Annotated in this window: 9 protein-coding genes and 1 pseudogene; 1 reads left to right on the forward strand and 9 read right to left on the reverse strand. The window is 70.5% G+C overall.

What is annotated here, in order from left to right:
• Window positions 1–11: 11 nt before the first annotated feature.
• The 9 genes and pseudogenes from ACZ7KI_RS27990 to ACZ7KI_RS28030 form a co-directional block, all read right to left on the reverse strand.
• On the reverse strand, window positions 12–1,907 hold the full coding sequence (locus tag ACZ7KI_RS27990) for a TOMM precursor leader peptide-binding protein (RefSeq protein ID WP_470276043.1): 1,896 nt from the start codon (window positions 1,905–1,907) through the stop codon (window positions 12–14).
• The gene (locus tag ACZ7KI_RS27995; RefSeq protein WP_470276044.1) at window positions 1,904–3,448 is read right to left on the reverse strand and encodes a hypothetical protein; all 1,545 of its coding nucleotides are present in this window, start codon (window positions 3,446–3,448) and stop codon (window positions 1,904–1,906) included. Before ACZ7KI_RS27995 ends, ACZ7KI_RS27990 begins: the two co-directional genes overlap by 4 nt.
• Window positions 3,445–4,560 (reverse strand): lantibiotic dehydratase C-terminal domain-containing protein, encoded by a 1,116-nt coding sequence (locus tag ACZ7KI_RS28000; protein WP_470276045.1) that lies wholly within the window; start codon window positions 4,558–4,560, stop codon window positions 3,445–3,447. Before ACZ7KI_RS28000 ends, ACZ7KI_RS27995 begins: the two co-directional genes overlap by 4 nt.
• Window positions 4,557–6,899: a lantibiotic dehydratase gene (locus tag ACZ7KI_RS28005; protein ID WP_470276046.1), complete on the reverse strand. Its 2,343-nt coding sequence runs from the start codon at window positions 6,897–6,899 to the stop codon at window positions 4,557–4,559. Before ACZ7KI_RS28005 ends, ACZ7KI_RS28000 begins: the two co-directional genes overlap by 4 nt.
• Before the next feature lie 337 nt (window positions 6,900–7,236).
• The gene (locus ACZ7KI_RS28010; protein WP_145926689.1) at window positions 7,237–7,380 is read right to left on the reverse strand and encodes a thiazolylpeptide-type bacteriocin; all 144 of its coding nucleotides are present in this window, start codon (window positions 7,378–7,380) and stop codon (window positions 7,237–7,239) included.
• 136 nt (window positions 7,381–7,516) lie between these two features.
• Window positions 7,517–9,799, reverse strand: coding sequence for an AAA family ATPase (locus ACZ7KI_RS28015; protein ID WP_470276047.1), 2,283 nt, complete (start codon window positions 9,797–9,799; stop codon window positions 7,517–7,519).
• 49 nt (window positions 9,800–9,848) lie between these two features.
• Window positions 9,849–10,040 (reverse strand): hypothetical protein, encoded by a 192-nt coding sequence (locus ACZ7KI_RS28020; RefSeq protein ID WP_470276048.1) that lies wholly within the window; start codon window positions 10,038–10,040, stop codon window positions 9,849–9,851.
• A 119-nt stretch (window positions 10,041–10,159) separates the two neighbouring features.
• A complete protein-coding gene (locus ACZ7KI_RS28025) occupies window positions 10,160–11,146 on the reverse strand; it encodes a hypothetical protein (RefSeq protein WP_470276049.1) in 987 nt (328 codons plus the stop codon).
• Between the two features lie 523 nt (window positions 11,147–11,669).
• Window positions 11,670–11,930, reverse strand: a pseudogene (locus tag ACZ7KI_RS28030) (DJ-1/PfpI family protein); the annotation flags it as partial.
• Window positions 11,931–12,044: 114 nt separating this feature from the next.
• Between ACZ7KI_RS28030 and ACZ7KI_RS28035 the strand changes: the two are divergent.
• Window positions 12,045–12,785 (forward strand): ABC transporter ATP-binding protein, encoded by a 741-nt coding sequence (locus ACZ7KI_RS28035; protein ID WP_470276115.1) that lies wholly within the window; start codon window positions 12,045–12,047, stop codon window positions 12,783–12,785.
• Window positions 12,786–12,787 lie beyond the last annotated feature (2 nt).

The following is a 12,787-nucleotide window of genomic DNA, read 5'->3' on the forward strand; positions in this document are numbered from 1 at the left end:
GGGACTCCGGGTCAGTTGAAGGGATGCGGGTGCCGGGGCAGCTCCGCGAGGGTGAGGACGGCCGGTGCCCGGCCGAGCAGAGGCGGCACGGTCAGCAGGCGGGGAGTGTTCGCGGTGGCGCGGTGCAGGTGCCCGAAAGTCAGCCGGAGCGTTCCCGGCACCACGACCTTCACCGCGTGCAAGCCCAGTCCGCGGCTCCAGTCGTCCGTCTGATCCACCACCACGGTGTCCAGGCCGTGCGCGGCGAGCCGGTCCACCAGCCCGGTCAGCACCCGGGTCAGATCCGTCTCCGGTTCCGGTGGTTCCGGCAGGACTTCCCGGTAGGGCAGCGGATTCGACACCGTCGGATCCGCGAGCAGGAACTCGTGGAGCTTGCGTGCCGACGGCAGGCCGTGCAGGTCGATGTGATCGTCCAGCCGCCGGACCCGTGCCGGATCTTCGAGCATCCGCTCCAGCCGGTGCCGTTCCTCGGCGTCCGGGGCGGGCCGATCGGCGCGGCGGAACGCGCCGACCGCCGTTTCGACGATCGCCGACCTGAGCGCGACGAGCGGATCCGGATGGGCCGCGGCGGAGAAGTAGACCTGGGGCAGCGGGGAACCTACGGAGCACTGCCGGGCCAGTGACAGCACGACCGGGATCCCGAACTCGGTGGTCGCGTCGAAGAGCAGGAGTTCGTAACCGATGCGGGCGAGCGCGTCGGTGAGATGGCCGGCGAGGTCGTCCCCCTCGGGCGGCGCGATCCGGCGCAGCGGCGCGTTGGCGTACCACGCCATCAGGAAGGCGTCCCGCTCGACGACTTCGAGCAGCCCCGCCAGCGCGGCCTCTTCGAGACTGTTGCCCAGTCCGTTGCCGTTGCTGTTGCCGACGAGGATCCGTGGTGTCTCCGGCCGGGCGGGGACGCCGTAGTAGGCGAAGTGCTCAGGAACCGCGAGTGGCCGCTTCCCCGTCATGGACCAGCCGTGGACCCAGGTGATCGGGAGATCCGGCCGGTACGGCACGCAGGCGTCCGAAAGGCCGGTGAACTCCGGATCCGGCAGGCCCAGCGACACCGGGTCCACCGCCCTGTCCGGGCCGAGGTCGGCGAATGACGCCCGCAGTACGGTGCGGCGGCCGTGCGGGCGCAATGCGAGCCTGCGCTCCAGAGCCTCGAACACGGCCACCCGCTCGGCATCGGCCACGGTGGCCGACCTGCCGAAACTCCATTCCCGCACCTTGCCGACCACGGTGGCGGCGGAGACCAGCGGCATCGGCGACCGGTCCGTGCGGCCCAGCGCCGTCACCGGCCCGAAGAAGGGATCAGAGGCCGCCTCCACGAAGGAAGGGCCCGCGGTGAGCCGGTTTTCCTGTCGGAAGACCCCGCGGGGGACCGGTCTCGGCGAGGGAGTGAAGCGGGCCGATCCCGGTTCGTCGGCGGGCAGCGGGGCGCATTCGGGACAACCCGGCCGGATCGGGACGGTGCGTGGGGTGAGCGTGCCGTCCCGGTTGTCGAGCTGCCACAGCCGGGAGGTCTCGGGGTGCGCGGCCAGGTGCCGGACAAGCGCGGCCAGCGCGGGAAACGACGCGGGCGGAAGCACGCCGCCCGAGGTCGTGTCGGGAGCGGCGGGCAGATCCAGCGCGTGGGAGCGGCCGAGTTCCGCGCACCGGACACAGCCGGCCAGACCTGGTCCGGTGACCGGTCCGATGACGGTGAAGACCCCGTCGGCTCGCACGGGCAGGAACCGCGCGCCCGCCGCCGTGACGCCGGCGGCCAGCTCTTCGAGACCTGACCGGGTCCACTCGTCCAGCGTTACCACGATGAGGGCGCCGGGGACGGGCTCCGCCGCGAGTCCGATCCGGACGGCCGGATCGGACTGCGCGCCGCGCAGCCACTCCGAGCACGACCCGGCTTCCCGGAGATCAGGTGTCATGGCGTGCTCCCCGGATCGAGCGCGACGAACCCGGCCGCCCGCAGTGCGGCGGCCAATCCGGGTGCATCCGCTCCTTCGGTGGGCCGCGGCGGCCGGACGTCCGGCAGTGCCCGGCGCAGGCAGCGCTGGAACTCCGGCTCGTGGTCCCTCGACGGCGACCACAGTTCCGGCCGGGGCCCGGCCACCGGCAGCGTCGCCCCGCACGAAGGGAAGGGTTCCGCCGGGGGAGTCAGCCCGGACCGGCGGGCCTGTTCGGCGCCTGCCGCGCCCAGCCAGGCGTGCGCCGCCGCGTCCGCCCCCGTTCCCTCCACCGCCCGGGACAGCACTCCGGCCGCATCGGTGACGACGGCGACGAAGACCCCGTCCGCGGGGCGCGCGACCCGGCACCGGGCATCGAGTCCGAATCGGACGGTCACTGTGGACAGCCAGCGGGCCGCGGCGGTGTCCGGGTCCGGCCGGTACTCGTCGCCGTCGAGAGGCGTTGTCCTGCCGAGCATCGCGCGACGCCAGACGATCCCGGTGGCGTGGAGTTCGTCGCCACCGACCGCGGTGCCCCTGGCGCCGTCCGGATCGAGCCGGCGTTCGGCGGCGGCCAGCCCGGCCGCGAGCCGGGCCGCGTCTATGGTCGTTCCCCAGGCGGGTATCCCGTCGGCGACGGCCATGCCCAGCGGAACCTGCCGCAAGGTGGTGAACTCCGGCGCGGCCAGCGAGCCGAGTTCGGGGTCGCACAGCGCGTCGAGAGCGGTCATCGCAGTGGTGAGGTCCGTGGGTGACGTCGCGATCCCGGCCTGCCAAGGATGGGTTGTGGCGCGCAGCGGATCCGGCCGCACGACGAGGACCCGGGGCCAAGGGCCGGGCGGATCCGCGACCTGCCGCAGCAACCGTTGTACGACAAGGGAACCCACCAGTTCGGCGACCGAGCTTTCCGGCGCGGACGTCCCGAGCCCGAGCCGGTCGGCGATCGCGCCACCGTCGTCTGTCTCGGCCTGACCGGCGAACCCGAGCCGACGGTCCGCGCCCGCGAAAGCCTGGAATCCGTCGGCCCGTACCAAGGCGAGCCTCGGATCCTCCCCGGCGCGACGGTGGTTCGGTATTCCGCTCAAGGCCAGTGCGGAGGCGGCCGTTTCGGCGACCGGGCCGGTGCCGAAGACGGTGAATCGGCTGGTGACACACCGGTTCCAGGCCTCGGCCGGATCGACCGTCACCTGTTCGAGCCAAGCCGCGAAGTCCGGCGTGGGACTCGGGATCGCGTGCTCCACCCATCCGGCGGGCGACGTCAGCAGCATGCCGTGCTCGTCGAGACTGTCGAGCAGTCCGCGCACGATCCGGCCCGCCTTGCCGGTCGAGCAGGCGGATTCGACGGCGTCGGCGCTGAGCCCTCCGGCCAGGGCCGGGGAAATCCGGTGCCAGAGAACCGGGAGGTCCGGGCCGCCGCTCGCGGTGAAAGTGCCCAGCGGACCACGGAACAGCAGGCCCTCGGCCGTGGGCGTCGTCCTGACCCCCGGCCGCAACCGGCGCACCGACTCCCGTACGGCGGTCATCGGGGACCCGCCGCGAGTTGCTTGCGCCGCGCCCGCTCGATGCGTGCCCGCCAGTCCAGGCCGGTGATCGATTCGACCGCCCGGCAGACCAAGGCCGCCGCGAGATAGCGTTCGGCGGGCCGGACGTCACAGACGGCCAGCAGCAGATACAGGATGTTCATGACGAACCGCTCGATCTCGAATTCCCGGCGATCGTCGGTGTCCGGGCTCCAGACCTCACCCAGCAGCCGATGGAACTCGCTGACGTCCTCGCGCAGGTAGGTCCGGGCCGTGATCGGATCACCGAAGGCGGCCGCCCTGGCCTGCGTCTCCCGCCCGTCCGCGGACCGGAGCTCGCCGCGGTCGTACGCCGCCGCGGCGACGGCTCTCGCCGCGTCGCCCCAGGAACGCCAGGCGGCCACGAGCGGCTCGCCGGGGTCGGCGGCGTGCCGGACGATCAGGCGGGCCCGGTCCGCGTGTGTCTCCCACAGCGTGTCGTGCCGGGCACGGATCCGGCCGTCCTCGTCGGTGACGTGCAGATGCGCTTCGAGGTGGGACTGGTAGGAGAAGTAGCGCTTGTTTAGCCCGCCGGGACTCGCCTCGGCGTGCGCGCTCAACACGGTCATCACCGCCCGCACCCGCGCACCCGCCCGGTCCGCGTGCTCGCCCGCGTCGGCGACGGTCGCCGCCACGGCGGGAACGCCCAGTGCCAGCAGGTGGTCACGGACCGCCGCCGTGGCGGGCCCGCCGGGGAATCTGGCCAGCGTGGCGGGGTCGGGATCCTCGATGTGCACGCTGTTGTCCGGACGGAACGGTCCATAAGGCGGCGGTACGAGTTCGGCTCGCCCTGCCGCGGTCGCGAGCGCTTGAAGGTCCACTTCGGACAGTGCGGCGTGAGAAGGACGTTCTCGTAGATACCGCTCCAGCGCGGTGGCCAGCCGCTCGGCCGACCCGGCCGGACCGGACAGCCTGATCCGCAGATGGGGGCCGTGCAGCCAGCCGCGTTCCAGGTGCGCGGTCACCTCGGGCGAGGTGGCGAGCGCGGGAAGCACCGCCTCGCGCAGCAACGGGGCTTGCAGGGGATCGTGGTAGTGGCAGACCACGTCCCGGACGGTTCCGGCCATCTCGGTCACATCCCTCTCCGATGGGTTTCGACCACCAGCTCGGTCGTCCGACCGAGGCCGGGCACCGGCAGCGCCTCCTCGACCTGGACCGGCCCGTCGTGCTGGTGCAGTAGTCTGGCCAGGCACTGCAGGTGCAGCGCGTTCCCGAAGTCCACGAACTGGGGTTTCGGCGGCACCCCGTACCGGTGCGGTCTCTCCGGTGTCGCACCGGCCGGCCGTCGGACGCCCGACACGAACACGGCGTCCGGTAGGCCGAGCTCCGCACGCCGGCGCGCCATCGCCGCCGCGGTGGGGCCGGTTTTGAGGGTGCGTAACCATTCCGCGGTCGCTTCGGCGTCGAAGTCCCAGGTGCGCCTGGCGAGCACGAGATCCCGGAACCGGAGACGGGCGCGGCTCTGGACGGAGCGGCGCCCCGTTGTCGCCGTTTCGACCGGTGCGATCCTGGAGAAGACGGCCCGGTCGGCGGTGAGGTCGAGGTAGTACGGGGCGACCCTGTCCGGCAACGCGAGCTGGACCAGGAAACCGATGTACAGCACGTTGAGCGCTGCGCCGGTGGCGACGACACACAGCCGGACGGTGTCGGTCGCCGGATCGTGCACGACCTCGAGGTCCTGGTCCATGAGGGTCGACCACGCCGGGTCCTCACCCACTTCGTCGGCGAAGAGCAGCGGGTGCAGGTTGGCGTTGAACCCGTTCACCGGCCGGAACTGCGCGGTCCGTTCACCGTCGAGCGTCCGGTTCAGCCTGACGGCGACAGCGTCACGCAGGCCAGGCCCGAACACGTCGAGGAACCGGGTGGTGAACCGGCCCCAGCCGCTGTTGACCGAGTTCAGGCACCAGCCGCGCCTGCCGTTTTCGCCGAACGGCTGCACGAAGTGCGAGTACGACGCGGGCCGTCGCAAGAGCCACCTCGGGAGGCATTCGGCCACGTGTCCGATGAGATCGTCGGACAGCCACACCTCTTTCCCGCCGCCGGATCCCGCGGTCGCGGTGACTTCCCGCCGCAGCGCGGCGAGATCGGCGACCTCGTCGGGCAGGGCCTCGCCCGGCGGGAGGCGGACCATCCCGTCCGTACCCACCGCCATGGCGGTGTCCCACAGCTGGGCGGCGTCGGCCACGAGGTCGGCGACCCGGCAGCGTCCGCCGGGGCCGAACCGGGTCAGCAGCCGGTGCCGCACCAGTGCGCGCAGTACCGCGCCCTCGTTGAGCAGTTCGGTCAGCGGGGCGAGCCGGGTCAGGTCTTCGCGGATGTCCGCGCCGACCTCGGCGCCCAGCCGGAACCTGGCGGGCAGCAGCACGTCTTCCCGGAGCGGCATCGTCGCCGGGCGGGGAGCGCCGAGGTCGGCGAACACCGCCGTCCATTCGGCGTCGAGGTCGCGGATGGCCTCGGGACGGCTCGCGGCCGGAAGACACGCGACGTCGAGCCCGGCGCGGTGGATCCGGCGCAGGCGGGCGGCTTGGCCGTCCCGGCCGGCCGCCCTCAGCCAGCCGGCCAGTGCGGGCAGCGGATCGGGCAGCTGGGGATCGACGGGGGAGATCGGGATCAGCACCTGTTCGTCGGCGAGCCGGTCGAGGTAGGCGCGGACCGGTGCTCCGGAAGCGGCGGGCGGCAGCAGCTCGCCGAGCGCCGTGGCCAGCTCCGGAAGGGTGCGGCCCCGTGCACCGGCGGCTCGGACGTCGGCCAGCACCAGGTCGAGCGTGGCGTTGCGAGGAAGCCGGACACGCTGTTCGCGAGCGGCGACGTAGTTGCTCTTCACCTCGAAGTCGTCGCGCAGGCAGCTGAAGCGTTCCGCGTCCAGCTGTACCGCGGGAGCGAGGCGGTGTGGCAACGACCAGCGGAGACCCGGCTCGGCGAGCAGCGCGCGAAGCAGGGTGCTGACCAGTGTCTGATTGGGGAGGACGTGGGCGACCAGGTCGAGTTCGCCGGTGATGTCGCCACCAGGCTCGTCCCAGGTTCCCCAGCCGACGGCGGTGAACCACGACCATGGACTGGTCTTCGTGGCGGCGCGCAGCACATACCGCAGCACCTTCGCCTCGGCCTTCCTGGCTTTGGCGCCGTAGCGCGGATCGGCGACGTCGGCGAGGCCGTGCAGCAGGTCGACACTCGACAAGGCCACAGCCCGTCGTAAGTTCTCGTCTGCCGCACGCAGGCTCAGCCGGCTCCGCTCGGCGGCCAGCGCTTCGGCCTGTGCCGGTCCGAGTTCGGCGCGCAGGCGCTCGCGCGTGTCGATCAGGGTCAACCAGTCGGCGAGCGGGGGCAGACGACCGATCAGCTCACCGGCGGCCGCGCGCAGTCTTGGCCGAGGTGCCCGGCCGTTGTGCAGGTCTCGCCGTAACGGGATCGCCACCTGCCGGTGAAGTGCGCCAGGTAGCCAGGATCCGGCATCGTGCAATTGCTGTCCTAAAGGTCCCGAAGCGAAGGAGATCAGCCGTCTTTCACAGGCGGCGAACTCATGTGACAGCCGTCGGAAACGGGTGTTCTCGACGCTTTCCGGCCATAATCCGGAAAGCGTCGTGCGAACGAGGGCATAAGGAGCGATCTCTGTTCGATCGGTCACCGATTCGGTGACCGACAAGTGAGGCTGCCGCATGACTCGCTCCTTCGTGCCGTTTTTTCACCGAGGGGAGGTGTCACCCCGGCGGTCGTCGCCGGGGTGACACCTGTTCGTCAGGATCCCGGTGAGATCACGCGGGGTCGGTGCACGAACCGGTGTTGGTGCCCGAACCGTTGTTGCTGGAGGAGGCCGCGGTTTCCGGCAGCGCGACGGTGTCGCGCAGCGACGTGACGTCGAGCTCGTCCAGGTTCAGGTCGTCCAGATTGAGGTTCATTTCTTCTCCCTTTTCGCGGAAACCGAGTGAACTTTCCGGAAGTTTTCATCCGGTGAAACAAATCTATCCTCGGGTCGCCGTCGGCACATGGGTAATTTCTGCCTATATTGGTTTCGTGAATGGTTGGCCTGCCCGCTCAGCGGCCGGTGCCGCCCACCGAAAACTCCGGAAGAATGCCGAGGTCGATCGCGGCGGACACGGCGGCGCGCCGGGAACCCACGGCCAGTTTGGTCAAGATGGCGGCGACGTGGTGATCCACCGTGCGGACCGAAAGATGCATGCGTTCGGCGATGCCCGCGTTGCTCAGCCCGGACGCGACACAGGTCAGCACCTGGGCCTGGCGGCGGGTCAGTCCCGCCGGATTCGCCGCCGTCGCCGGACGGGGCCCGCGCGGGATCCGGCGGACACCGTTGCGCCGCAGGTATTGCCGCACCCGCCGCGCGGCACCGCCGGCACCGATCCCGTCGAACATCTCGAGTGCGTGCAACGCACCTTGCTCGCCGCTCATCGCCAGACTGTCGGCGCTCTCGTAGGCGCAGCCGAGTTCGGTCCAGGCGTCCGACGCTTGCCGCCACTGTCCGGCGGCCAGTAACCGGTACGGTTCGGCGAACCAGTCGAGGGCGGGCGTCACTTCCCCCGCCCGCCGCAACCACAGCGCCAGCTCCCCGGCGTACCAAGGATGTCTTGCCCGCAGAGCCAGCCGGAACACCTGCCGCAGCTCGTCCGCTTCGAGACCTCGATCACCGCTGAGCCACGCGGACTCGGCCCGCGCGACGGCGAGCAGCACGCGATCGCGCAGAAGTTCGGGATCCGTGCTCGCCGCGAGCGACATCGGGGTGCCCCGGCGGGCATTCAACCGCGCGAGCACACAACGAGCGGGCAGGAGTTCCCCGGCGGCGACCGCGTCCTCCTCCGCGCGCGCCCAGTCACCCGAAGCGAAGCGCGACCAGGACCGAACCGAGAGCAGCTGACACGTGGCGAGCCGATGTCCGGTCGCGAGGGCGAACGCGCGCACCAGGTCGCGGTCACACAGATCGAGTTCGCGCCGTCCGGCTTCGTCCGAGCACAGCTGGGTCAGGATGCGGACGGCGTCGGCGACCCGGCCGTGGTCTTGAAGCCGGCGAACCGCGTTCAGCAGATCTGGTCTGGCCGAAGGGTTCTTGCCGTACTCGACCAGGGAACGCATCGATTCGGCTTGGGCGATACCGAGCGGATGCGCCAGTTTCGCCGCCAGGTCGACCGTGTGCCGGACGGCGATCTCCGCCTCGGCGTACCTGCCTGCCAGGACGTCCGACTCGGCGCGCGCACAGCGGGCCGCGACCAGCTGGGCACTCGCCCCTCGGGCGGCGGCGGCCGATTCGGCGTCGGAGGCGGCCGCTCTGGCCTCGGTCACCCGGCCCAGATCCCGGTAGAATCCGGCCAGCGCGACGAGATCTCCGCAGGCACGTGCGTGCCGAATCAGCCGGCCGGTATCAGGAGAGTCCGTTGTGGACAGTTCTGCCAGCAGCCGCCGATGGAGCGCGCGCCTGCGATGGTCCGGCAGAGAGCGCTCGACCACCAGTCGCAGCAGCTCGTGCCGGAAGAAGAGCCGATCTTCCCGCTGCTCCAGCAAACCGGTGTCCAGCAGGTCCTCGCGGCCCGCGAGAAGACCTGCCTCGACCCCGTCGGGACTCACGGAGACCTGGTTGACCAGGTCGATCGCCGCCGGATCCGCGACGGCGAGCCGGGAAGCGACCAGTGCCCGCAGCCTGATCGACTCGGCGGCCGCTTCCCCGTGCCGGGCGATTTCACCGATCAGCAACGGGTTCCCGCCGGTCTGCCGTCGCAGTTCGCCGACGGTCGTCGACAGTTCGGCCGCCAAGGCTTCGATGGTCGTCTCCGCCAAGGCGGGCAAGGGAAAGTGGCGGATACGGTCCGACGGTATCCCGGCGAGGACCGCGTGCAGCCCGTGCGTCCCGCTGATCTCCTCATCGCGGTAGGTCACCACGACGGAGGCGTCGACCTCGTCCAGTCTGCGCGCGACGAACGACAGCAGGTCGAGCGTCGCGTCGTCCGCCCAGTGCACGTCCTCCAGCGCGAGGATCGCCGGCCTGGTACGACCGCGCAGGGCGGTCAGGAATCCGTCGAACAGTTCGGCGCGGCCCCCGGCGGGCGCGGTCAGCGCCACGCCACCGGAGCGGGCCAGGTCGAACAGCGGTGCCAGCGGCCGTGCGGCGCTGAACGGGTCGCAGCGGCCGTACAGCACGTCGGCACCGTCCGCGGCCTTGTCCAGGAAAGCGCGCAGCAGGGTCGATTTCCCGCTGCCCGCCTCCCCGGTCACCACGGCGATCCGCACCGGAGCGGCCCCGTGTGCCATGGCGATCAACTCGGCCAGGACACCGTGGCGCTCGCTGAACACACCGCCATCGTGCGCTGTCATCGTTCCCCCCTCAGGACGACGAACCCTCGCGAGAGAAACCGCGGTGGGATCAGCTGTTGTTCGATGGGGGAGGACAAGGCGTGGCGGAGCGGACACCCCCGCAGTCCCACATGAAACCCGTGCCCGGCGGGTCCGTCGGATTCGGGACGTCGTCGGCGAGCGCGGGTGCCGCCGCGCCCACCGAGAGCACCAACGCGAGCAGGGCACCGGTAGCGATTCTTCGGAGCTGTGCGATCCTCATTTTTCCACCCCTCGTTCTCGACTGCGTTGAGCAGACTTTGTCAGGTGAGGGGGATGCCCGGAAGTCTTCCGCTGGTCAGCAAGAGGACACCTGCTGGCAGCAAGGTGACTGTAATGAGGTCAGATCCAGCCGCGGCGCGCCGCTTCGACACCCGCCTCGAACCGGCTGCCGGCGCCCAGTTCCATCATCAGCCGCGCCACCCGGCGGCGGAGATGGCGGACGGATACGCCGATCACGCGCGCGGCGACCTCGTCGGTGCTGCCCTCCGCCAGTAACGCCAGTACCTTGCGGTCCTCGCCGCTGGGGCCGCCCGCGTCGGTCTTCGGCGGTGGGTACACGGAGGCCTCGTTCCACAACCGGTGGAACAGCCTCAGGAAACCCACGATGAGGCCGGGCTGGCGGACGATCAGCGCTCCTTGACCGCTGTTCTGCGGATCGATCGGCAGCACGGCCACGACGTCGTCCATGATGACCATCCGCTCGATCGGATCGTCCGTGACCCTGATCTCCGCGCCGGCCGCGGTCACCTCCTGTACGTAGTCGAGGAATACCTCGTCGTCGAGCGCGCCGGTGTTGTAGATGGTGCGGACAGCGATGCCGCGGCGCAGACCCCGCAGGTCCAGGGGCTTGCTCGCCTCGATCGCCGAGCGGCTGATGGACGCACCGGGTTGCACGGACCAGACACTGCGCCGGGTGAAGAACGCCAGTTCCGAGAGCCGCTGGCGGACCTGGTCGAGATCCTCGATCCGCTCCAGCCCGGTCGCGGGGTCGACCGACCAAGGACGGGCGGAATACCGTTCGGTCAGCTTGGCGACTTCGGCCCGGGTGTCGCCCACCTTCCGCTGCATGTTCAGCAGCTCGTCCTCGCGACGCTCGATCAACTCGCCGAGTGCGGACGCCGGATACTTCAGCGTCACCCCGGCAGGCGCCCCGTCATCCGGGGTCGCCACCTCGAGTTCGGCGAGCGCCGTCAGCGCGGCGGCGAGCTCGCCGGCTTCGCAAGCGAGAGCGGACGACAAAGCGGCGACGTCCAGCTCCGGGTTGTCCAGAAGCGCGCGGTAGACACGTTCCGCGAGCGGTGTGAAGCCGAGATCGGTCAGAGCCACCGAGTACCTCTGCGTGACCGGTTGCTGACACGCCTGGCAACTACCTGACCACTCTCGGCACACCATCGAACGGCGGAACGCGTCATGATGGGCGACGACGGAAGGAACGACGGAGGCGTGGCCGAGATATCCCTTCGCCAGGTCAGTCCTGGCGCCAGCGATCCGGCGATAGTCGCCGCGCGCCTTTGCCTCGAGCTGGGACTGGCCTGCTGTGTCACCATCAGTCCTGACCTCCACCACGTGCGGGTGCATACCGCCGTGGGTTGCCCGGAGGCGGCCGACACCATCTCGATGCTGCTTACGGAGCCACGATTCCACGGCTGGCGACTGGACACGGAGACCGTGCGCCGAGAGACCGGACGATGGGATCATACCGCCGATTCGTGATGGTCTCCCGTACTCGGCGGGCAGCGGGAGTGTCCGGTCGCTGCCCTGATTCCGGGGCATGCCGGCGGTGACGACCTTGCCGACCTGAACGTAGCGCTCGGGTACGTAACGGACGCCGAGCGAACCCCTAGGTCACCAGCTCGCAGGCCAGTGTCGGACCGTGGTCGTCCTCGATCAGCGCGGGAAAAGTCGCGGCGAGCAACTCGCCGTATCCCCAATGCGTGGTGATCCGCCGGTCGTCGAGCAATCCGGCGGCCGCCAGCACGAACGTGCCCGTGCACACCGAGGCGATCCGCCTGCTTCGTCCGGCCAGCCGCCGGGCACCGGCGAGCATGATCCCCGACGAACTCAGCGTCGTCCGCCCGTCGACCGTGGCCAGCTCGACGACATAGGGCGGGGCGGTCATGGTGGTGCCAGCGCTACCACGAGTCTTCCCTCACGCGGGATCGTTCCGGGCCCTTCACGACCGTAGGTTCTGTGGAGAGAGATCACCACCGCTTAAGGGGAAATGATGAACGCAGGGGGCACGTGCGCCTTGGAACTGGAATCCGTGAGCAAGGTCTACGGTTCTGGTGACGGCGCGGTCACGGCTTTGAACGGGGTGACCGTCGGCGTGCGCAGAGGCACGTTCACCGCGGTGATGGGCCCGTCGGGCTCGGGCAAGAGCACCTTCCTGCACTGCGCGGCCGGACTGGACCGGCCGACTTCGGGACGGGTGCTGCTGGGGGACACGGAACTGAGCAAGATGCGGGAGAAAGCGCTCACCGAGCTGCGGAGGAGCCGGATCGGGTTCATCTTCCAGGCCTACAACCTGTTGCCGTCGTTGAACGTGCTGCAGAACATCACGCTCCCGATGCGGCTGGCGGGGCGGAAGCCCGACCCGCAGTGGCTGCGACAGATCGTCGAGAGCGTCGGGATCGCGAAGCGGCTCGAACACCGTCCGTCGGAACTGTCCGGCGGCCAGCAGCAGCGGGTCGCGATCGCCCGCGCGCTGATCACCCGGCCGGAGGTCGTCCTCGCCGACGAGCCGACGGGGGCGCTGGACACCCGCACCGCGCGCCAGGTCCTCGACCTGCTCCGCTCCATTGTGGACGGTATGGGGCAGACCGTGCTGATGGTCACCCACGACCCGGTCGCGGCGTCGGCCGCCCACGGCGTGCTGTTCCTGGCCGATGGCAAGCTTGCCGGTCACCTTCAGCAGCCCACGCCGGAACGCGTCGCCGAGCGCATGACCCATCTCGGGGAGTGGTGACG

The sequence above is a fragment of the Amycolatopsis sp. NPDC039088 genome (genome assembly GCF_055598845.1).

Coding starts and splice junctions, on each gene's coding strand:
- ACZ7KI_RS27990 (WP_470276043.1), bottom strand. CDS start 1,907: ATGACACCTGATCTCCGGGAAGCCGGGTCGTGCTCGGAGTGGCTGCGC.
- ACZ7KI_RS27995 (WP_470276044.1), bottom strand. CDS start 3,448: ATGACCGCCGTACGGGAGTCGGTGCGCCGGTTGCGGCCGGGGGTCAGG.
- ACZ7KI_RS28010 (WP_145926689.1), bottom strand. CDS start 7,380: ATGAACCTCAATCTGGACGACCTGAACCTGGACGAGCTCGACGTCACG.
- ACZ7KI_RS28015 (WP_470276047.1), bottom strand. CDS start 9,799: ATGACAGCGCACGATGGCGGTGTGTTCAGCGAGCGCCACGGTGTCCTG.
- ACZ7KI_RS28020 (WP_470276048.1), bottom strand. CDS start 10,040: ATGAGGATCGCACAGCTCCGAAGAATCGCTACCGGTGCCCTGCTCGCG.
- ACZ7KI_RS28035 (WP_470276115.1), top strand. CDS start 12,045: ATGAACGCAGGGGGCACGTGCGCCTTGGAACTGGAATCCGTGAGCAAG.